The sequence below is a fragment of the Allobosea sp. BE125 genome, assembly GCF_031456075.1.
Classification (GTDB): domain Bacteria; phylum Pseudomonadota; class Alphaproteobacteria; order Rhizobiales; family Beijerinckiaceae; genus Allobosea.
On sequence record NZ_JAVDTY010000001.1, the window covers coordinates 1,042,928 to 1,060,490 of the forward strand.

Annotated in this window: 24 protein-coding genes; 13 read left to right on the plus strand and 11 right to left on the minus strand. The window is 66.8% G+C overall.

What is annotated here, in order from left to right:
• Positions 1-179: 179 nt before the first annotated feature.
• From ffh to trmD, 6 genes are all read left to right on the plus strand, one after another.
• Positions 180-1,781: a signal recognition particle protein gene (gene ffh, locus J2Y55_RS04940; RefSeq protein WP_310148371.1), complete on the plus strand. Its 1,602-nt coding sequence runs from the start codon at positions 180-182 to the stop codon at positions 1,779-1,781.
• On the plus strand, positions 1,778-2,041 hold the full coding sequence (locus tag J2Y55_RS04945) for a hypothetical protein (RefSeq protein ID WP_069692704.1): 264 nt from the start codon (positions 1,778-1,780) through the stop codon (positions 2,039-2,041). Before ffh ends, J2Y55_RS04945 begins: the two co-directional genes overlap by 4 nt.
• Positions 2,042-2,083: 42 nt before the next feature.
• A complete protein-coding gene (gene rpsP / locus J2Y55_RS04950) occupies positions 2,084-2,443 on the plus strand; it encodes a 30S ribosomal protein S16 (RefSeq protein WP_310148378.1) in 360 nt (119 codons plus the stop codon).
• 99 nt (positions 2,444-2,542) lie between these two features.
• Positions 2,543-3,070, plus strand: a complete 528-nt coding sequence (gene rimM / locus J2Y55_RS04955; protein ID WP_310148383.1) for a ribosome maturation factor RimM — start codon at positions 2,543-2,545, stop codon at positions 3,068-3,070.
• The gene (locus tag J2Y55_RS04960) at positions 3,060-3,731 is read left to right on the plus strand and encodes an HAD family hydrolase (protein WP_310148386.1); all 672 of its coding nucleotides are present in this window, start codon (positions 3,060-3,062) and stop codon (positions 3,729-3,731) included. The genes rimM and J2Y55_RS04960 overlap by 11 nt, the downstream gene beginning before the upstream one ends.
• A gap of 3 nt (positions 3,732-3,734) precedes the next feature.
• A complete protein-coding gene (gene trmD / locus J2Y55_RS04965; RefSeq protein WP_310148389.1) occupies positions 3,735-4,436 on the plus strand; it encodes a tRNA (guanosine(37)-N1)-methyltransferase TrmD in 702 nt (233 codons plus the stop codon).
• Positions 4,437-4,500: 64 nt separating this feature from the next.
• Here the strand turns inward: trmD and J2Y55_RS04970 are convergent, their stop codons facing one another.
• Both J2Y55_RS04970 and J2Y55_RS04975 read right to left on the minus strand, forming a co-directional pair.
• Positions 4,501-4,677, minus strand: a complete 177-nt coding sequence (locus J2Y55_RS04970) for a hypothetical protein (RefSeq protein WP_310148393.1) — start codon at positions 4,675-4,677, stop codon at positions 4,501-4,503.
• 31 nt (positions 4,678-4,708) lie between these two features.
• On the minus strand, positions 4,709-4,873 hold the full coding sequence (locus J2Y55_RS04975; RefSeq protein ID WP_310148396.1) for a hypothetical protein: 165 nt from the start codon (positions 4,871-4,873) through the stop codon (positions 4,709-4,711).
• A gap of 129 nt (positions 4,874-5,002) precedes the next feature.
• Here J2Y55_RS04975 and J2Y55_RS04980 point away from each other — a divergent pair, with 129 nt between their 5' ends.
• Positions 5,003-5,842 (plus strand): DUF6502 family protein, encoded by an 840-nt coding sequence (locus J2Y55_RS04980; protein WP_310148399.1) that lies wholly within the window; start codon positions 5,003-5,005, stop codon positions 5,840-5,842.
• A complete protein-coding gene (locus J2Y55_RS04985; RefSeq protein WP_310148402.1) occupies positions 5,839-7,029 on the plus strand; it encodes a hypothetical protein in 1,191 nt (396 codons plus the stop codon). Before J2Y55_RS04980 ends, J2Y55_RS04985 begins: the two co-directional genes overlap by 4 nt.
• A 44-nt stretch (positions 7,030-7,073) precedes the next feature.
• Here the strand turns inward: J2Y55_RS04985 and J2Y55_RS04990 are convergent, their stop codons facing one another.
• Both J2Y55_RS04990 and J2Y55_RS04995 read right to left on the minus strand, forming a co-directional pair.
• Positions 7,074-8,195 carry a PQQ-dependent sugar dehydrogenase gene (locus tag J2Y55_RS04990; protein ID WP_310148405.1) on the minus strand — a complete coding sequence of 374 codons (1,122 nt, stop codon included), beginning with the start codon at positions 8,193-8,195 and terminating at the stop codon, positions 7,074-7,076.
• Between the two features lie 98 nt (positions 8,196-8,293).
• The gene (locus J2Y55_RS04995) at positions 8,294-9,283 is read right to left on the minus strand and encodes a Bug family tripartite tricarboxylate transporter substrate binding protein (protein WP_310148407.1); all 990 of its coding nucleotides are present in this window, start codon (positions 9,281-9,283) and stop codon (positions 8,294-8,296) included.
• A 161-nt stretch (positions 9,284-9,444) separates the two neighbouring features.
• Here J2Y55_RS04995 and J2Y55_RS05000 point away from each other — a divergent pair, with 161 nt between their 5' ends.
• Complete coding sequence (locus J2Y55_RS05000) at positions 9,445-10,257, plus strand: crotonase/enoyl-CoA hydratase family protein (protein ID WP_310148409.1); 813 nt, start codon at positions 9,445-9,447, stop codon at positions 10,255-10,257.
• A gap of 105 nt (positions 10,258-10,362) precedes the next feature.
• Here J2Y55_RS05000 and J2Y55_RS05005 read toward each other — a convergent pair whose 3' ends face one another.
• A complete protein-coding gene (locus J2Y55_RS05005) occupies positions 10,363-10,842 on the minus strand; it encodes a YaiI/YqxD family protein (RefSeq protein ID WP_310148412.1) in 480 nt (159 codons plus the stop codon).
• A gap of 160 nt (positions 10,843-11,002) precedes the next feature.
• Here J2Y55_RS05005 and J2Y55_RS05010 point away from each other — a divergent pair, with 160 nt between their 5' ends.
• Positions 11,003-11,362: a DMT family protein gene (locus tag J2Y55_RS05010; RefSeq protein ID WP_310148415.1), complete on the plus strand. Its 360-nt coding sequence runs from the start codon at positions 11,003-11,005 to the stop codon at positions 11,360-11,362.
• The gene (locus tag J2Y55_RS05015; protein WP_310148417.1) at positions 11,359-12,120 is read left to right on the plus strand and encodes a class I SAM-dependent methyltransferase; all 762 of its coding nucleotides are present in this window, start codon (positions 11,359-11,361) and stop codon (positions 12,118-12,120) included. Before J2Y55_RS05010 ends, J2Y55_RS05015 begins: the two co-directional genes overlap by 4 nt.
• 22 nt (positions 12,121-12,142) lie before the next feature.
• Here J2Y55_RS05015 and J2Y55_RS05020 read toward each other — a convergent pair whose 3' ends face one another.
• Together J2Y55_RS05020 and J2Y55_RS05025 are read right to left on the minus strand one after the other, a co-directional pair.
• Positions 12,143-12,589 (minus strand): rhodanese-like domain-containing protein, encoded by a 447-nt coding sequence (locus tag J2Y55_RS05020; protein WP_310148422.1) that lies wholly within the window; start codon positions 12,587-12,589, stop codon positions 12,143-12,145.
• Between the two features lie 5 nt (positions 12,590-12,594).
• Positions 12,595-13,797 carry a pyridoxal phosphate-dependent aminotransferase gene (locus tag J2Y55_RS05025; protein ID WP_310148425.1) on the minus strand — a complete coding sequence of 401 codons (1,203 nt, stop codon included), beginning with the start codon at positions 13,795-13,797 and terminating at the stop codon, positions 12,595-12,597.
• A gap of 236 nt (positions 13,798-14,033) precedes the next feature.
• On the opposite strand from J2Y55_RS05025, the gene J2Y55_RS05030 reads away from it, so the two are divergent.
• The gene (locus J2Y55_RS05030) at positions 14,034-14,849 is read left to right on the plus strand and encodes a transglutaminase-like domain-containing protein (protein WP_310148428.1); all 816 of its coding nucleotides are present in this window, start codon (positions 14,034-14,036) and stop codon (positions 14,847-14,849) included.
• A 15-nt stretch (positions 14,850-14,864) separates the two neighbouring features.
• On the opposite strand, the gene J2Y55_RS05035 is transcribed toward J2Y55_RS05030, so the two are convergent.
• The 4 genes from J2Y55_RS05035 to J2Y55_RS05050 form a co-directional block, all read right to left on the minus strand.
• Complete coding sequence (locus J2Y55_RS05035) at positions 14,865-15,059, minus strand: hypothetical protein (protein WP_310148430.1); 195 nt, start codon at positions 15,057-15,059, stop codon at positions 14,865-14,867.
• The gene (locus J2Y55_RS05040) at positions 15,056-15,187 is read right to left on the minus strand and encodes a hypothetical protein (protein ID WP_280141730.1); all 132 of its coding nucleotides are present in this window, start codon (positions 15,185-15,187) and stop codon (positions 15,056-15,058) included. The genes J2Y55_RS05035 and J2Y55_RS05040 overlap by 4 nt, the downstream gene beginning before the upstream one ends.
• Positions 15,188-15,689: 502 nt before the next feature.
• Positions 15,690-15,923, minus strand: a complete 234-nt coding sequence (locus J2Y55_RS05045; RefSeq protein WP_069692689.1) for a hypothetical protein — start codon at positions 15,921-15,923, stop codon at positions 15,690-15,692.
• 10 nt (positions 15,924-15,933) lie between these two features.
• Positions 15,934-16,119 (minus strand): hypothetical protein, encoded by a 186-nt coding sequence (locus J2Y55_RS05050; protein ID WP_310148440.1) that lies wholly within the window; start codon positions 16,117-16,119, stop codon positions 15,934-15,936.
• A gap of 188 nt (positions 16,120-16,307) precedes the next feature.
• On the opposite strand from J2Y55_RS05050, the gene J2Y55_RS05055 reads away from it, so the two are divergent.
• The gene (locus J2Y55_RS05055) at positions 16,308-17,486 is read left to right on the plus strand and encodes a lytic murein transglycosylase (protein WP_310148443.1); all 1,179 of its coding nucleotides are present in this window, start codon (positions 16,308-16,310) and stop codon (positions 17,484-17,486) included.
• The last annotated feature ends 77 nt before the right edge of the window (positions 17,487-17,563 follow it).

The window sequence follows — 17,563 nt, forward strand, 5'->3', positions numbered from 1 at the left end:
CCGCGCATTCGTTTCGCCGACATCGACGAGACCGCATCAGCCGACTGGGCCGCTCCCTGAGCATTTCGAGCCCGGAGGTCAACGCCCGACAGCGCGTCTGCGCCCTCGGGCGCGAAACCGTTTGGCGGTATTGTCGGTTTTGACGACAGACGAAACCAGACAGACAGGACAATCGCCGCATGTTCGGCACTTTGAGCGACAGGCTATCGGGCATCCTCTCGGGTCTCACCCGCAGGGGTTCGCTGACCGAGGAGGACGTCAACGCCGCGCTGCGCGAGGTGCGCAAGGCGTTGCTCGAGGCCGACGTCGCGCTCGAGGTCGTGCGCTCCTTCACCGAGAAGGTGCGCGAGCGGGCCGTCGGCGCGGAAGTGCTGAAATCGGTCACGCCCGGCCAGCAGGTCATCAAGATCGTCAATGACGCGCTGATCGACATGCTCGGCGGCGAGGGCGAAGGCATCACGCTCGATGCGGTGCCGCCGGTGCCGATCCTGATGGTCGGTCTTCAGGGCTCGGGCAAGACGACCTCGACGGCCAAGATCGCCAAGCGCCTGACCGACCGCAACAAGAAGCGCGTCCTGATGGCCTCGCTCGATACGCGGCGACCTGCCGCGATGGAGCAGCTCGCCATCCTGGGCAAGCAGGTCGGCGTCGAGACCTTGCCGATCGTGGCGGGTCAAAGCGCCGTGCAGATCGCGCGTCGCGCGATCGAGGCCGGCAAGCTCGGCGGCTACGACGTCGTCATGCTCGACACCGCCGGCCGCGTCACGCTCGACGATACGCTGATGGCGGAAGTCGCCGAGGTGAAGGCTGCGACGAACCCGCATGAAGTGCTGCTCGTCGCCGACGCGCTGACCGGCCAGGACGCCGTCAACACGGCGCGCGCCTTCGATGCGCGCGTCGGCCTCACCGGCATCGTCCTGACCCGTATGGATGGCGACGGCCGCGGCGGCGCGGCGCTCTCGATGCGCGCCGTCACGGGCAAGCCGATCAAGCTCGTCGGCACCGGTGAAAAGGTCGATGCGCTCGAGGATTTCCATCCCTCGCGCGTCGCCAACCGCATCCTCGGCATGGGCGACATCGTCGGCCTGGTCGAGCGCGCGGCCGAGACGGTCGACGCCGACAAGGCCCAGGCGCTGGCGCAGCGTCTCGCCAAGGGCAATTTCGACCTCTCCGACATGCGCATGCAATTGCAGCAGATGGAGAAGATGGGCGGGCTTGGCGGCGTGATGGGCATGCTGCCCGGCATGAAGCAGATGCAGGGTCAGCTCGCCAATTCCGGCGTGAACGACAAGATGATCAAGCGCCAGATCGCCATCATCGATTCCATGACGGCGGCTGAGCGCAAGAACCCGGACCTGCTCAAGAACAGCCGCAAGAAGCGCATCGCGGCGGGCTCTGGCACCTCGCCGGAGGCGATCAACAAGCTGCTCAAGATGCATCGCGGCATGGCCGACATGATGAAGGCGATGAGCAAGCAGAAGGGCGGCATGCTCGGCAAGCTCGGCCAGATGTTCGGGATTGGCGGCGGCGGCATGGGCGGCCTGCCCGGCGGGCTCGATCCGTCAAAGATGGACCCTGCCCAGCTCGCCGAATTGCAGAAGCAGATGGGGGCAGGCGGCGGCATGCCGGGCCTTCCGCCGGGCGGTTTCCCGGGGCTGCCCAAGGGCGTCACCCCGCCTGCCGGCATGATGCCGAAGCTGCCGGGACTGGGCAGTGGTCTCCCGGGCAGGTCTTTGCCGGGGCTTGGGGGCAACAATCCCTTCGGAGGGAAAAAGAAATGACCAAACCGACCGATATGCGCGTCGGCATGTTCGACGTGTTCAAGCAGGTGAAGGCGCGTCTCGACGACGCCAACCTGTCCTACGAAACCTCATCCTACCGGGACGACGCCTTCTCCTTCTTCGTGCATGCGCCCGGAGAATACTGGGAGATCGACGTTCTCGAGGACGGCTCCATCGATCTCGAAGTCTTCACGTCGACCGGCATGAAGGACGATCCCTGGGCCATGATCGATCAACTGGTCGACGACAACAAAGCCTGAGTTCAACCCAACCCAAACGATATCCAACCAAGGAAGACGCGAATGTCCCTCAAGATCCGCCTGACCCGTGGCGGCGCCAAGAAGCGCCCGTACTACCGCATCGTCGTCGCCGACGCCCGCTCGCCGCGCGATGGCCGCTTCATCGAGAAGATCGGCTCCTATGACCCGATGAAGGCCAAGGATTCGGCCGAGCGCGTCGTGCTCGATCTCGAGAAGGCCAAGGATTGGCTCGCCAAGGGCGCCCAGCCGACCGACCGTGTGCTGCGCTTCCTCGACGCTGCAGGCCTCGCCAAGCGTCCGGCTCGCAACAACCCGACCAAGGCTCTTCCCGGCGAGAAGGCCAAGGAGCGCGCCGAGAAGAACGCCGCCAAGAGCGCTGCCCCGGCTGAAGCCGAGGCGTGAGCTTGATGCGGGTCCAGGCGTCATTCTCGGGCGAAGCTCAGCTTCGACCCGAGAACCTCTGGCAGGAGATGGCCGGGTCAAGCCCGGCCATGACGCCCGATGGCCGCTGACACCGATCTCGTCCTGCTCGGCGTCATCGGCGCAGCCCATGGCATCAAGGGGGAGGTCCGGATCAAGGCCTTCACCGGTGATCCGCTGGCGATTGCCGAATACGGCCCGCTCAGCGACGAGGCGGGCCGGCGTTTCGAGATCGCCGATATCCGCCCGGCCAAGGAAGTGGTCGTCGCCCGGCTCAAGGGCGTGACCAGCCGCGAGGCAGCCGAGAGCCTGGCCGGGGTGAAGCTCTTCGTCGCCCGGGACAAGCTCCCGCTGGCGGAGGATGAGGACGAGTTCCTGCAGGCCGATCTGATCGGCTGCACGGTTTTAGCGCCGGATGGCGTCATCCTCGGCGCGGTCACGGCCGTCGCCAATTACGGCGCCGGCGATCTGCTCGACATCGCGACGCCCGACGGCCGCTCGGTGCTGATGCCCTTCACCAAGGCTTTCGCGCCGCGTATCGACGTCACCGCCCGCCGTATCGAGGCCGAGCCGCCCGAGGGCTTGTTCGAGGTCGACGATGACAAGTAACGGTCCCGTCCGCGCCCTGATCTTCGACATGGACGGCACCATCGTCGACAATATGCGCTTCCACGAGGATGCCTGGGAGCATCTGCATGTGACGCATGGATTGCCCTTCGACCGCGACAGCTTCTTTTCGCACACCGCCGGCATGGCGGTCGGCGAGATCATCAGCCCACTCTTTCCCAATGCTACTCCCGCTGAGATCGAGGCGATGGGCAAGGAGAAGGAACTTTTCTACCGGCGCGAATACGGCCCGCATGTCGCGCCGATGCCCGGCCTTCTCGAGCTGATGGCGCGGGCCGATGCGGCCGGCGTGCCGATGGCTGTCGCCACGGCGGCCCCGCCTGGGAATATCGACATCGTGCTCGACACGCTGGGCCTGCGCTCGCGCTTCGCCACGATCATCGCGCCGTCCCAGGGTTTTCGCGGCAAGCCGAATCCGGACCTGTTCCTGGGGGCTGCCGAACGCATGAAGGTCGCGCCCGAAGCTTGCGTCGTCTTCGAGGACGCGCCCAACGGCGTCGAGGCCGCACGCCGCGCCGGCATGCGCGCGGTCGCGATCCTGAGCATGCTCGGCGCCAAGGATTTTGCCGGCTTCGACAATGTCATCGCCAGCGCCAAGGATTTCGCGGCGCTGGACGGGCTGCCCGCGCTGCGCTTTGCTTGAGCGATGGCTTTTCGCGCCTCTATCCTGACGCTCTATCCCGAGATGTTTCCGGGCCCGCTTGGCGTCTCGCTGGCGGGTGAGGGGTTGCGCAAGGGCCTGTGGTCGCTGGACACGCACCAGATCCGCGACCATGGCATCGGCCGCCATCGCAATGTCGACGACAATCCGGCCGGTGGCGGGGCCGGCATGGTGCTGCGCTGCGACGTGCTGGCTGCGGCGATCGATGCGGCGGTTCCCGCCGACGACAGCCGGCCGCGCCTGCTGATGTCGCCGCGCGGCCGCAGGCTCGATCAGGGGCTGGTGCGGGAATGGGTGGCGGGCGAAGGCGTTGTCATCGTCTGCGGTCGTTTTGAGGGCGTCGACGAACGCGTCATCGAGGGGCGCGATCTGACCGAGATCTCCGTCGGCGACTATATCCTGTCGGGCGGCGAAATGGCGGCGCTGCTGCTGCTCGATGCCTGCGTGCGCCTGATCCCCGGCGTGATGGGCAAGGAATTGTCGGGTCAGGACGAAAGCTTCGAGAACGGCCTGCTCGAATACCCACATTATACGCGCCCGCGCGAGTGGGAGGGCAGGGGCCTGCCCGAGGCGCTGCTTTCGGGCGATCATGCCCGCATCGCCAAATGGCGGCGCGAACAGGCGGAGACAATCACGCGCGAGCGGCGGCCGGACCTGATCGGCCAAGGTCTGATCGGCAAGGTCTGATCGGCAAGGCTTGATCGGCAAGCAAGCCGTGCCGGCTCCTTGCGCGCCCATTCTGTCCAGGCCGCTATTCCAGTCCGAGCATGAAGACCGCATAGGGCACGGCGAAGACGAAGCCGATGATCAGCCCAAGCATGAAGATGATCAGCCCGGTGTTGAGGTCGAACGTTGCTGCCTCCTGCGCGCCCGCCGTCAGCTGGCGCGCAGGCTGAGCCTTGCGATTGGCCGGTTCGAACGCGTTCATCGAGAAGGCCCGGTTTGGGGAAGCGACAGGTTCAGCGTGCATAGGTCTGCCACAGGAAGACGAGATAGGGCGTCGCGAAGGCGCAGCCGAGGCATAGGCCGCGGCCAAACCGGGCAAGGCCGGCGAGGTGGCTCGGTTGGAAGGCTGGGCGGTCGATCGTGAGGGGAGGCTCTGCGGCGAAGCTGGCGGCGACCATGTTTGTCTCGGAACGTTGCGTGTGGGTATATTTCCCACATATAGATCTGGGCCAGCCGCTTGCGTCAAGAGTGCGGTGCAAAATTTTTGTGGGATTGTGTCCCACGTCGCGATTGGGTAAGGGAGAGCGATGACATTCGTGCCGCCGCGTTCCGCTCCGGAAGCTGCCGCGCTGCAGGGGCCACTGGCTCGCCTGCTGCGGCCATTGGTGCGCTTGTGCATCCGCAGCGGCACGACCTTTCCGGCGCTGGCCCAGCTCCTGCGCGAGCTTTACGTCAATGTGGCCGAACACGACTTCGGCCTGCCGGGTAAGGAACAGACGGATAGCCGCGTCAGTCTGTTGACGGGCATTCACCGCAAGGAGGTCAGCCGGTTGCGCGGCGCCGGGGCCCCGATCGCGACCGTGCCGGCCTCGGTCTCGCGGACCTCGTCGATCGTCTCGCGCTGGCTCGCCGATCCTGCTTTCAGCGCGCCCGACGGTAAGCCATTGCCGCTGGCGCGCCTGGCGGGCGATGCCGAGCCGTCCTTCGAGGCTCTCGTCGCTTCGGTGACGCGCGATGTCCGGCCGCGCGCCGTGCTCGACGAATGGCTCGACAGCGGCCTCGTCAGCCTTGATGGCGAGGGGCGGGTCGTGCTCGCCGAGGCGGCCTTCATCCCGCGTGGGGACGATGAGCGGAAGCTGTATTATTTCGGCCGGAACCTGCACGATCATGTCGCCGCGGCGGTCTCCAACGTGCTTGCCGCCGAACCGCCCTTCCTGGAGCGCGCCGTGCATTATGACGGCCTCTCGCCCGAGCTCGCCCGCAAGCTCGAGCAGCGCGCCCGGGTACTTGCCCTGGAGGCTCTGCAGACGGCCAATCGCGAGGCGCATGCTGCCTGCCTGACCGACCCGGGCGGCTCGGCGCGCTGGAATTTCGGCGTCTATGTCTATGGCGAGGCGACCGGCCCAGATGCCGGCGAGCCGAGGTGAGGCGCGCTTCCCTGCTCTCGCGCCGCCGTTTGCTGGCCCTGCTCGCCGGTGGCCTTGTCTTGCCGGAAACGGTGCAGCGCCTGCAGGCGCAGACGGCCGGAGATCGAGGCATTGGCGGCACGGGAGCTGCACCCTCCACCGAGGCCAGCGGGGATCGCGGCATTGGCGGCACCGGTTTCGTCGGTACCATTCGCCGTTTCGGCAGCATCGTCGTCAACGATGTCCGCATCACCTATCCGCCACGCGTTCCGGTGACGATCGACGGCAGGTCTGCATCGCCGCGGGATCTGCGCCTCGGCCAGGTCGTGCGCGTGGCGACCCGGCCGGGAAGGACCGGGCCGGTCACCTCCCGGATCGCGGTGGTGCACGAGGTCGTCGGCAGGATCCGCGAGATCGCGGATGGAACGATGAATGTGCTCAACCAGCGCGTCGATGTGTCCGGGCTGGAGCCCGCGCCCTGGTGGCGCCCCGGGGCAGATGTCGCGGTCAGTGGCCTGCGCCGGCCGGACGCTGTCATCGTGGCGAGCCTGGTCGAGCCTGCCAAGGCAGGGCGCGACCGTGTCACCGGTACGGTCGAAGCCGATGATGAGGGACTCTGGATCGATGGGCTGAAGCTCGCCGGGGCCGACCGCGCCTGGGCCGGGCAACGCCTTGTCGTGAGCGGCCGGCCGACCGCTGCAGGCTTCGTCGTCGCGCATATGGCCCCCGAGGCGCTGCCGCTCGAACCGGGCATGACACGCCTGTCGCTTGAGGCTTTCCTGCGTCGCGAGGGCGCGAATCTGCGCTTCGGCAGCGGCCTCGCCTTCGCGGACACTGCCGGCGTGGCATCGATCCCCGATCTGACGACGGCACGTGCAGTGGTCGAACTCATGGTCGATACGCGAGGTGGGCTCAACTTGAGCTCGATCCGGGTCGAGGGCGGTGGCAACGGCTCGGAAGGCGGTGGCGGCTCCGGCGGCGGCGCAGCTGGACCGGGTGGCGGCCCGGGAGCAGGAGGTCCCGGAGGCGGACCGGGCGGAGGTCCGGGAGGCGGGGCGGGCGGAGGCCCTGGAGGCGCTGGCCCGGGGGGCGAGGGCGGCGGTGGCGGCCCCGGCGGCGGCGGTGGTGCTGGTGGAAGTGGCGGCGGTTCCGGTGGCGGAGGTGGTGCCGGTGGAGGTGGTGGCGGCGGAGGAGGGGGGCCGCGCTGAGCTTTCGGGACAGGACTGTCGCGGGCAACCGCCGAATGGGCCGATCACCGTGCCGGGCGCACCCTCAGCACCTTCCCATTAGCATCATCGCTGAGCAGATAGAGATAGCCGTCTGGCCCCTGGCGGACATCGCGGATGCGCTCGCCCAGCGTGGTCAGCAGCCGCTCCTCGCCGCTTACCGTCTCGCCGCTGGTTGAGAGCCGGATCAGCATTTGGCCGGCGAGCGTCCCGACGACGAGCGAATTCCTCCAGGCCGGCCAGATGCTGCCCGTGTAGAAGGCTGCCCCCGAGGGCGCGATCGACGGGTCCCAGTAGAACAGCGGCTGCTCCATGCCGGGCTTGGCCGTGCCCTCGCCGATCTTGGCTCCGGAATAGTCGACGCCATAGGTGATGACCGGCCAGCCATAGTTCAGCCCGGCCTTGGGCGTGTTGACCTCGTCGCCGCCGCGCGCGCCGTGCTCGGCGGTCCAGAGCTGGCCGGTGTCAGGGTGGAGAGCTGCACCTTGCACATTGCGGTGGCCGATCGACCAGATCTCCGGCTGCCAGCCCGGTTTCTTCGGGTTATCGGCGGGCGCGCCGCCTTCGGGACGAATCCGGATGATCTTGCCGAGATGGTTCCCCAGATTCTGGGCCTGGTCGCGCTCGCTGTAGCGATCCCCGACCGTGACGAAGAGCGCGCCCGTGCGGTCGAAGACGAGCCGCGAGCCGAAATGCAAGGTGCTGTTGATCGCCGGCATCTGCCGGAAGATGACAGCGACGTCCTCCAGCCCCGTGCCGTTGGCGTTGAACCGGCCGCGCGCCACGCTCGTGCCGTTGCCGCCGACTCGAGGTTCGGAAAAGGAGAGATAGACCAGCCGGTTCTCGGGGAATTTCGGATCGAGCGCCACGTCGAGCAGGCCGCCCTGGCCTCGGCCCGCGACATTGGGCACGCCGGTCAATGGCCGCGAGAGCGCGCCGTCACTGGCGACGATCCGCAGCCGGCCCGGGCGCTCCGTCACCAGCATGCGGCCATCGGGCAGGAAGGCGAGGCCCCAGGGATGCTCCAGCCCGCTCGCTACGGTCTCGACCACGAGTTCCCCCGCGCTCGAGGGAAAGCGCTGCTGGGCCTGGACTGACGCGAGAGGCAAGGACAGCGCAAGCGCCAGGGCGAGGGCGGGTCGATGCATCATGGGCTCCTGATCCGACGTCAGACAGTCAGATAGGGATAACCGCGCTGATCACCACTCGGTTGCTTCCAACTCACGCTGACGTGAGGTGGCGCAGGTCATTCCGGCTTCACGCCGGCATCTGCGATGATCTGCTTCCAAGTCGCGATCTCCTGGAGATGATAGGGCTTGAAGGCGTCGGGGCCGCGGACCTTTAGCGTGAAGCCGAGCTTCAGGATCGCCTCGGTGATCGCGGGCTTGGCGATTGCCGCCATCACCGCCTTGGAGAGCTGGTCGAGAATGGGGGCGGGCGTCACTGCTGGGGCGAAAAACGCAGCCCAGCTATCGGCGTCGGCATTGCTCACGCCCTGTTCGCGCAAGGTCGGGATGTCCTTGGCGCGCGGATTGCGCTCGGGGCTGGCCAAGGCAAGCGCGCGCATCGAGCCGGCGTTGATCTGTTCAAGCACGCTCGGCAGCGTCGAATTGGCGATGTCGATGCGCCCGCCGACGATCTCCTGCACCAGGGGAGCCGCGCCCCGGAAGGGCACATGCGTCATCTTGATGCCGGTGCGCTGCATGAACAGCTCCATCGCAAGATGCGAGCCCGAGCCGACGCCGGTCGAGCCGTAGTTCAGCTTGCCCGGATCGGCCTTGGCCAGCGCGATCAGCTCCGCGATGGTCTTCGCGGGCAGGTCGTTGCGCACGACGAAAGCGTGCTCGAAGGCGCCGACGCCGCAGAGCGGGGCGAAATCCTTGACCGCGTCATAGCCCGGCTCCTTCAGCAGGAACATGTTGTTGCCATGCGTCTGGTTGTTGCCGAAGATGATGGTGTAGCCGTCGCCGGCGCCATGCGCGACGGCGCGCGTCCCGACCGCGCCCGAGGCGCCGGCGCGGTTGTCGACCAGCACATTCTGGCCGATCGAGCTCGACATCTCCTGTGCCACGAAGCGGGCGATGGCGTCGGTCGGGCCGCCTGCCGGATAGGGCACGACGAGGCTGATCGGCCTGGCCGGGAAGCTCTGTGCCCGGACGATCGACGGCGCCAGGAGCGACGGCACGGAGGCGGCTCCGGCCATCAGGCCGAGCGCGGAACGGCGGGTCAACGACATGAATTTCCTCCCCAGCGCCCGTTTTGGGGACGGGCCTTGTTGCCTGGTGATTTACGGACAAAGGCGGCATGCGTCCAGCGGCAGCTGTGTGCGCACCCAAGGCCTGTAGCCTGCTGCGAAATGGCGGGCCACCAACGACAAAAGACAAGGGAGGAGATCGAATGACCATCCGCATCGAGTGTGACGGCAAGGTAGCGACCGTGATCCACAGCCGGCCCGAGGCACGCAATGCCATGGATCCAGAGAGCGCCGAGGCCTTGACCGAGGCATTTCTTGAACTTGACGCGAAGTCTTCCGTCTCGGCGATCGTGTTCTGGGGCGAGGGCGGGGCTTTTTGCGCCGGGTGGGATTTGAAATATGCGCAGGCCTTTACCGACCCGGTACGGTTCAAGGCCGAGATCGTCGAGGGGCTCGCCTTTCCCGCTGACGGGGCCACGCCACCGCGCGGCCCGATGGGGCCGTCGCGGCTGGAGATGAGCAAGCCGTTGATCGCGGCCATCGAGGGACCGGCGGTGGCGGGTGGCATGGAGCTCGCGCTCTGGTGCGATGTCCGCGTGATGGCGGAGGATGCTTATTTCGGAGTCTATTGCCGGCGCTGGGGTATTCCGCTGATCGATGGCGGCACGGTGCGGCTGCCGCGCCTCGTCGGGCAAGGCCGTGCGCTGGAGATCATCATGACCGGCCGCAAGGTGGAAGCGCAGGAGGCGCTGCGGATCGGGCTGTGCGAGCAGACCGTGCCGCACGGGCAGGCGCGTGCTGCCGCCGAAGCGATGGCGCAGCAGATCGCTCGCTTTCCGCAAGGCGCGATGCTCGCCGACCGCCGCAGCGCGATTGCCGGCCATGGCTTGCCCGTGCGCGAGGCGCTGGCGCGGGAGTGGGGCGGCGGTGTCGAGACGATAGCGACGGAGGGCGCGGCCGGGGCGGAGCGGTTCGCCAGCGGCAAGGGGCGTGGCGGGGATTTCGCGGATATTTGAGACTGAACGTCATTCTCGGGCGGGGCGAAGCGCCGCCCCGGGAGCCGCTTGGGCGCATTCTTCGGCTAAAGATGGTCGGCTCAAGGCCATGGCGATCTTGATTTGCTAACCTGCTAGCCCCGCCCGCTTCAAGCGCTGGATCGCCAGGTCGAGCGCCTGCAGGAAGGCAGAGCGATCCTTCGGCGAGAAGGGCTTTGGTCCGCCGCTTGCCGCGCCCATCGCCCGCAGATCCTCCATCATGTCGCGCGTCGCCAGCGCCATCCCGATTGAGGCCTCGGTGAAGGGTTTTCCGGTCGAGCCAATGACGTCGGCGCCGGCCTTGATGCAGCGATCGGCAAGCGGGATGTCGGAGGTGACGACGATCGACCCGCGCGATACGCGCTCGGCGATCCAGTTGTCGGCGGCGTCGAAACCGTCCGAGACGATCACGCGCTCGATCCAGGGCTCGCGCGGCACAGCCATGAAGCTGTTGGCGACGACGAAGACTTTCAGGCGATGGCGCTCGGCGACGCGGTAGATTTCCGGCTTCACCGGGCAGGCGTCGGCATCGACATAGATGGCGATCGTTTTGGGATGATCCGTCATCGGCCCGCTATAGCAGGCCTTGTCCGTTGGTGAAGGGCGATTGCGCTCGGCTCATGCTGGTGCCATCGCATTCTCACGCTTCGGCTGAACCCGACCCTGTCGGGAACAGTGCAGCCGCCCTAGAGTTGTCCAGCGTCCCGCCAACGGAACCGTCTCCTCCATGCCCGCAATCTCCACCGCGCATGTCCTGCCGATCGTCATGCTGATCGGCTCCAATGTTTTCATGACCTTCGCCTGGTACGGGCATCTCAGCTACAAGAGCACGGCGATCTGGCTTGCGATCCTGGCGAGCTGGATGATCGCGCTGCCGGAATACCTGCTGGCCGTGCCGGCCAACCGCATCGGCTCTGCGGTTTATTCCGCTGCCCAGCTCAAGACGATGCAGGAGGTGATCACGCTCAGCGTCTTCGCGCTGTTCTCGATCTTCTGGCTGAAGGAGGATCTGAGCTGGAACCACGCCATCGGCTTCGCGCTGATTGCGGCGGGAGCCTTCTTCATCTTCCAGGGCAAGGCCGCATGACGAACATTCCCTCGCCCGGGCATTCCGCTGTCTCCGCCTATCTCGCGCAGGGCTATGACAGCGTCGTCGGCATGTCCTCGCGCTTTGCCGCCGCGATCTGCGCGCGGCTGCTGCGGCTCCAGACGGAAGAAGGCGTGGGCGGGCCGCTTGCCGAGATCGGCGCCTTCGAGGGCCGTTTCTTCATCGCGCTGGCGCATGCAATGGAGCCCGGCGAGCTTGCGGTCGCGCTCGACATCTTCTCCTGGCCCGATGATGGGGTGAAGGACCGCTTCGAGGCCAACTGCCTGAAGCATGGCATCGGGCCCGAGCGGCGCGTTACCGTAAAGGGCGACAGCGGCGCGATGACACCGGCCGAGCTGATGGGTCGTGCCGGCGGCTCACGCTTCCGCTTCATCCATATCGACGGCGAGCATTCGCGCGCGGCGCTGGCCAAGGATCTCGCGCTCGCCACGGCCTGCCTCAGCGAGGGTGGGCTGATCGTGCTCGACGACATGCTGCATCCTGGCTATCCGACCTTGATGGTGACGGTGCAGGCCTATCTTGAGGCCAATCCGGAGATGGTGCCGCTCTGCGTGATCGACCGCGAGACCATCGTCGGCGCGACCAAGTTCGTGCTCTGCGAGAGGGCCTGGTTCGAGCGTTACCAGGCGCGGCTGCTTGCGATCTTCGAGGCTTTCATCTGGCCGCTGGGCGCCGATTTCGAGCCGCATTGGTGCCTGGTGCTGTCGCAGGACACGCGGCTGGCGGAGATCACCTGATCTGGGGGGCGCTGCAGGGCGCTCAGGGCGCTACCGGCAGCTTCTCCGCCAGCCATCCGCCTGGCCCCAGCATGCCGCCGCGGACCATGACGAGATCGCGCCAGCCGCGGCCGGCCAGTTTCGCCTGAAGACTGGCTGCCAGCCCGCCGCTGCGGTCGATCAAGGCGATGCGCTTGCCGGGGTGGTCGAGCCGTATTCCCGCGAGCCGTACCTCGAAACCGGGCGTCTCGGCGTCGAGCCGGAGCGCGCCCTGCGGGACGCCGGTGTCGGTCCATTCGTCGGGCGTGCGGATATCGATGACGAGCAGGGCGCCGGCCGTGACGCCATCATGGGTCTCGCGAGCCGACAGCGTGCCCGAGCTTTGCGCGCGGGCGGTTTGCGCCAGCGCCATGGAAGCAAGCGCTGCCAGCAGATGGCGGCGGGACAAAGGGCGAGCGGCAGCCTGCGGCCGGCTCTCGCCCTCTGTCATGTGTCTCAGCGCAGTTCGGCGCAGAAGCGCTGGATGCGGCGGCAGGCCTCTTCCAGCTTCTCGTCCGAGGTCGCGTAGGAGATGCGGAAGTTGGGGCCGAGCCCGAAGGACGAGCCGTGCACGGCGGCGACGGCCTGATCTTCCAGCAGACCCATCACCAGATCCTCGTCGGTCTCGATCGTCTTGCCGTTGGGCAGCTTCTTGCCGATCAATGCCGAGCAGTCGGGATAGACGTAGAAGGCGCCTTCGGGCTTGGGGCAGACCAGTCCGCGTGTCTGGTTCAGCATGGAGACGACGAGGTCGCGCCGGCGCTCGAAGGCCTTGCGGAACACCGGGATATGCTCCTGCGTGCCGTCCAGCGCCTCGACCGCGGCCCATTGCGAGATCGCCGAGGTGCCCGAGGTCTGCTGGCCCTGGACGAGGTCCATGGCGTTCATCAGATGCTGCGGGCCCGCCGCGTAGCCGATACGCCAGCCGGTCATGGCGTAGGACTTCGAGACGCCGTTCATGGTCAGCGTGCGCTCGTAAAGGCCGGGCTCGACCTGGGCGGGTGTGACGAATTTGAAGTCGCCATAGACCAGGTGCTCGTACATGTCGTCCGTCAGCACCCAGACATGGGGATGGCGCATCAGCACGTCGGTCAGCTTCTTCATCTCGGCGTGGCTGTAGGCCGCGCCGGAGGGGTTCGAAGGCGAGTTGAGGATGACCCACTTGGTCTTGGGCGTGATCGCGCGCTCGAGTTCCTCCGGCTGGAGCTTGAACTCGTTCTCGATCTTGGTCTCGGCGAAGGTCGCCGTTCCCCCGCAGAGCGCCACCATCTCGGGATAGCTGACCCAATAGGGCGAGACGCAGACGACCTCGTCGCCCGGGTTCAGCGTGGCGAGCAGGGCGTTGTAGATGACGTGCTTGCCGCCGGTGGAGACGATGGTCTGGCTCGGCTTGTAATCGAGGCCGTTCTCACGCTTGAGCTTGCGGGTGATCGCCTCGCGCAACTGCGGGATGCCGGAGACCGGCGTGTACTTCGTTTCGCCGCGGCGGATGGCGGCGATGGCGGCTTCCTTGATATTGTCCGGCGTATCGAAATCGGGCTCGCCGACGGAAAGCGAGATCACGTCCTTGCCCTGCGCTTTCAGGTCGCGGGCCTTCTGCGTGATGGTGATGGTCGCAGACGGCTTCACGCGCTTCAGGGCGTCGGCAAGAAAGGCCATGGGACTGATCTCCGGAGGGGCGGACAAGGTAGCGCCGATGCTGGCGCGCGCGTGGTTTAGGACTCAAGCGCCGGCACCGCAAGCAAGAGTGCTTGATCATTGCCAGAAGCAATATGAATTCGCCGAGTGTCTTGGCTGGTGGCGGCCATATCGCGTTGGCCGGAAACGTGCATGGTGGCTGGACCGGCTGAGGGGCCACTCATCACCAGCGCGCACTGTCGCGCGGAAGGCATCGCGTGAAACTCAGGATCGGCTACGAGCTCGACTACGACTTTCCCCAACCGACTCCGGTCATCCTGATGCTGCATGTGCATTTCAGCCGGGTTTCGGATCTCGCCGCGCCCGACCATATGCGGATCAGTCCCTCCGTCCCCGTCAGCGCCTATCGCGACGTGTTCGGCAATTGGTGCAGCCGACTGCTCGCTCCGCAGGGCCATATGCGGATCACGGCCGATGCCGTGATCTCCGATACGGGCTTGCCCGAATCCTTCAATCGCAATGCGGGACAGGTTCCGGTCGAGCAATTGCCGGAGGAATGTATCACCTTCCTGATCGCGAGCCGGTTTTGCGACTCCGACCGCTTGCTCGATCTCGCCTGGCAGCTCTTCGGCCACACCCAGCCCGGCGCGCCACGCGTTCAGGCGATCTGCGATTTCGTCAACCAGCGCATCGCCTTCAACTACAACGACGCCAGCGTCACTCGCACCGCGTCGGACGCCTATCGCGAGGGGCGTGGAGTCTGCCGCGACTATGCCCATCTCGCCATCGCCTTCTGCCGGGCGATGAACATACCGGCGCGCTATTGCACCTGCTATCTCGGTGATGTCGGCACGCCGCCGCCCTGGCCGCCGGGCGATTTCGCGGCGTCCTTCGAGGCTTATCTCGAGGGCGGCTGGCAGATGTTCGATCCGCGCAACAATGTCGCGCGCATCGGCCGGGTGCTGATCGCGCGCGGCCGCGACGCCGCCGACGTTGCCATCGCAACCACCTTCGGCCCCAATGTGCTGACGAGCTTCAAGGTCTGGACCGATGAGGTGGTGGAGGCGGCGTAAGGCCCGCCGCCGCCGCTATTTGTCGAAAAGCGGCGCCGCTTCCGGCTTCTTTGCCCGTAGCGGCGTCTTGCGGGTCATGCCCTTGGGCTTGGCCGCCGGCTCTTCGTCGTCGGTTGCCGGCTCCGGCGCTATGACCGCTGGCGCCGGTGCGACAGGCTTCTCCGCTGGCTTTTCGGCCTTCTCGGGCTCGATCGTCTTGAAGCGGATCATTTCTTCTTCGGTCCGCCTGCCGCTTTGGCGACGACGGCCGCGAAGGTCGATGGCGCTGCGGCCGCGACCTTGGGCTTGTCCTGCTTGGGCTTTTTGGCTTCGCGGTTGCCGCGCTGTTCTTTGGACATCGTCAGGCTCCTGGGCTGAAGGTTCGCGGGCTGCGAACCTTGGGATGCGCGCGCCAAGGCGCAACCGAGTCGAGACGACTCGGCCGGCGCGCCGGGCGGCGAGGGGGGATCGCTATATCCTGGGATCGCCACATCATGGCTGGCCGGCTTTCGCCTGCCGCGGCCGAGCCTGGCGGAACGCCAAGCCTCGTCATGTCGAAGCAGATGATGAGTCTAGGACAGCGGCGCCGACAGCGCACGCTGTTTCTTCAGGTCGCTTGTCTTCACGCAGCCTCATCGCAGCGCAGCCTGCGCCGCAGCACGGACTTCACCGCACCCGCGGTCCAGCGGGCGCGGCCATGGCAGGGGAAGCCGCGCCGGTTGAGCCGGCGGGCGATATCGGCCGGGTCGGTGATGCCGACCGCGACGAGCTGGTCGATGATCTCCCCGGCTGCGCGGAGCAGGATGGCGGCGAGGTCGCGGTCCAGGCGGCGCGCCTGCCTGGCCGCCCGTTCGGCGTCGGTCAGCGGACACCCATGCCGAAGCTGGGCTCGACCGCGTTGGGCGAGAGCATCACGGCATTGGCGTGACCGCCCTCGAACAAGGCGAAGCGGACTGCGTCCTTCTTGTCGCGGAAAATCCCTTCCGAGCGGCCTTCGAGATCGCGTGCGACCCAGAAACCGGCTGTCGAGCGGCCGACCAGGAAGAGATGGCTGGTGGTGTCGAGTTCGGGTTGGAACGGCTTGGCTTGGCCCATCGTGATGCTCTCAATTTGCCACGGTGAGCCAGGCGCGCAAGCCGATGAAGCCGGCGGCGGCAAGGGTGATCAAGCCCAGCATGCAGAGCTCGGCGGCAAACAGGCCGACCATCGGCCGCTTGCTGCGCAACGTGCCGTAGACGGCTTTCGCGCGGCGCTGCTGGTTGGTGTGGGGGTAGTGCGAATGCGTGGTCATCTCGATCTCCATCGATGCCGGAGATGTAGGTCCATGCCGGTAAGCTTGCGATGTGGAAGACGCGGCCGCGCATAAAGCGGACATAAAGACGGAACGACCGGCTTCCGCCAGGGTTAACCCCCGTTAACCGGCGGGCTCTAGTTTCACGTCACGCTTGTGATTCGGTGGACCCAGTTTTCGGTGAGATGATGCGCGCATTGACCTTGGCCCTGCCTTTGATCCTCGCCGCCTCGGCAGCGCAGGCGGATTTCCAGTCCTGCCTTGCGGGGCTGCGTTCGGAGGCAGCTTCCAAGGGCGTCTCCGGCACCACCTTCGACCGAGCCATGGCGGGCGTTCAGCCCGACATGAAGGTGATCGAGGCGATGAACAACCAGCCGGAGTTCAAGACGCCGATCTGGGACTATCTCGGCACGCTGGTCGATGACGAGAAGGTCGCGGAAGGCCGCGCCATGCTGCGCCAGCATGCCGCGACGCTTGCTGCTGCCGAAAGCCGCTTCGGCGTCGATCGCCACACCATCGTCGCGGTCTGGGGCGTCGAGAGCGATTTCGGCAAGGCGCGGGGCAAGATGCCGCTCGTCCAGGCGCTCTCGACGGGGGCCTGTCTCGCGCCGCGTCGCAACGCCTTCTTCAAGGGCGAGCTGATCGCGACGCTGCAGATCATCCAGCGCGGCGACGTTTCGGCGGATCGGCTGTTCGGGTCCTGGGCGGGCGCGTTCGGCCATACCCAGTTCATCCCCTCGACCTATCTGCGCCTGGCTGTCGATGGCGATGGCGATGGCCGGCGCGATCTGGTCGATTCGATTCCCGACGCGCTGCATTCGACCGCCAACTTCATGGCCAAGGCGGGTTGGGTCACCGGCGCGCCCTGGGGCTATGAGGTCAAGGTGCCATCAGGCTATTCCGGTTCGACCGGGCGCAACCCCAAGCAGCCGGTTTCGTCCTGGGCGGCGCGCGGCATCGTCAAATTCGACGGCTCGGCGCTGACAGGCTCCGGCAATGCCGGACTTTTGATGCCGGCGGGGCGCGAGGGGCCGGCCTTCCTTGTCTTCAAGAACTATGATGCGGCCTACAGCTACAACGGCGCGGACTCCTATGCCCTGGCCATCTCCCTCCTGTCCGACCGTATTCGCGGCCGGCCCGGCGTGCAGGGACAGTGGCCGACCGACGATCTGCCGCTCTCGCGCGAGCAGCGCCGCGAACTCCAGCGCCTGCTGATCTCGCGCGGCTATGATGTCGGCGAGCCGGATGGCGCCGTCGGCGCGCTGACGCGGGCGGCGATCAAGCAAATCGAGGCCAAGATCGGCATGGCGCAGACCGGTCGGCCGGGCGAGAAGGTGCTGCGGGCGCTGAAGAGCGGGCGGGTGTGAGGGGTCGGCTCCAGCGCTTTTCACCGCGCGCAGAAATCGGGTGGCATGACGCGCCGCCCGGTTTCAGACAGCGCGGG

What these genes read in the sequence shown, in the direction of transcription:
- rpsP (WP_310148378.1), top strand. Translation starts at nt 2,084, where the DNA reads ATGTCCCTCAAGATCCGCCTGACCCGTGGCGGCGCCAAGAAGCGCCCG.
- trmD (WP_310148389.1), top strand. Translation starts at nt 3,735, where the DNA reads ATGGCTTTTCGCGCCTCTATCCTGACGCTCTATCCCGAGATGTTTCCG.
- J2Y55_RS05035 (WP_310148430.1), bottom strand. Translation starts at nt 15,059, where the DNA reads ATGATCCGCTTCAAGACGATCGAGCCCGAGAAGGCCGAAAAGCCAGCG.
- J2Y55_RS04995 (WP_310148407.1), bottom strand. Translation starts at nt 9,283, where the DNA reads ATGTCGTTGACCCGCCGTTCCGCGCTCGGCCTGATGGCCGGAGCCGCC.
- J2Y55_RS05055 (WP_310148443.1), top strand. Translation starts at nt 16,308, where the DNA reads ATGCGCGCATTGACCTTGGCCCTGCCTTTGATCCTCGCCGCCTCGGCA.
- J2Y55_RS05025 (WP_310148425.1), bottom strand. Translation starts at nt 13,797, where the DNA reads ATGGCCTTTCTTGCCGACGCCCTGAAGCGCGTGAAGCCGTCTGCGACC.
- J2Y55_RS05010 (WP_310148415.1), top strand. Translation starts at nt 11,003, where the DNA reads ATGCCCGCAATCTCCACCGCGCATGTCCTGCCGATCGTCATGCTGATC.
- J2Y55_RS05045 (WP_069692689.1), bottom strand. Translation starts at nt 15,923, where the DNA reads ATGGGCCAAGCCAAGCCGTTCCAACCCGAACTCGACACCACCAGCCAT.
- ffh (WP_310148371.1), top strand. Translation starts at nt 180, where the DNA reads ATGTTCGGCACTTTGAGCGACAGGCTATCGGGCATCCTCTCGGGTCTC.
- rimM (WP_310148383.1), top strand. Translation starts at nt 2,543, where the DNA reads ATGGCCGCTGACACCGATCTCGTCCTGCTCGGCGTCATCGGCGCAGCC.
- J2Y55_RS04970 (WP_310148393.1), bottom strand. Translation starts at nt 4,677, where the DNA reads ATGAACGCGTTCGAACCGGCCAATCGCAAGGCTCAGCCTGCGCGCCAG.
- J2Y55_RS04960 (WP_310148386.1), top strand. Translation starts at nt 3,060, where the DNA reads ATGACAAGTAACGGTCCCGTCCGCGCCCTGATCTTCGACATGGACGGC.
- J2Y55_RS05005 (WP_310148412.1), bottom strand. Translation starts at nt 10,842, where the DNA reads ATGACGGATCATCCCAAAACGATCGCCATCTATGTCGATGCCGACGCC.
- J2Y55_RS05015 (WP_310148417.1), top strand. Translation starts at nt 11,359, where the DNA reads ATGACGAACATTCCCTCGCCCGGGCATTCCGCTGTCTCCGCCTATCTC.
- J2Y55_RS04980 (WP_310148399.1), top strand. Translation starts at nt 5,003, where the DNA reads ATGACATTCGTGCCGCCGCGTTCCGCTCCGGAAGCTGCCGCGCTGCAG.
- J2Y55_RS04975 (WP_310148396.1), bottom strand. Translation starts at nt 4,873, where the DNA reads ATGGTCGCCGCCAGCTTCGCCGCAGAGCCTCCCCTCACGATCGACCGC.
- J2Y55_RS05040 (WP_280141730.1), bottom strand. Translation starts at nt 15,187, where the DNA reads ATGTCCAAAGAACAGCGCGGCAACCGCGAAGCCAAAAAGCCCAAGCAG.
- J2Y55_RS04990 (WP_310148405.1), bottom strand. Translation starts at nt 8,195, where the DNA reads ATGCATCGACCCGCCCTCGCCCTGGCGCTTGCGCTGTCCTTGCCTCTC.
- J2Y55_RS05050 (WP_310148440.1), bottom strand. Translation starts at nt 16,119, where the DNA reads ATGACCACGCATTCGCACTACCCCCACACCAACCAGCAGCGCCGCGCG.
- J2Y55_RS05000 (WP_310148409.1), top strand. Translation starts at nt 9,445, where the DNA reads ATGACCATCCGCATCGAGTGTGACGGCAAGGTAGCGACCGTGATCCAC.
- J2Y55_RS05020 (WP_310148422.1), bottom strand. Translation starts at nt 12,589, where the DNA reads ATGACAGAGGGCGAGAGCCGGCCGCAGGCTGCCGCTCGCCCTTTGTCC.
- J2Y55_RS04945 (WP_069692704.1), top strand. Translation starts at nt 1,778, where the DNA reads ATGACCAAACCGACCGATATGCGCGTCGGCATGTTCGACGTGTTCAAG.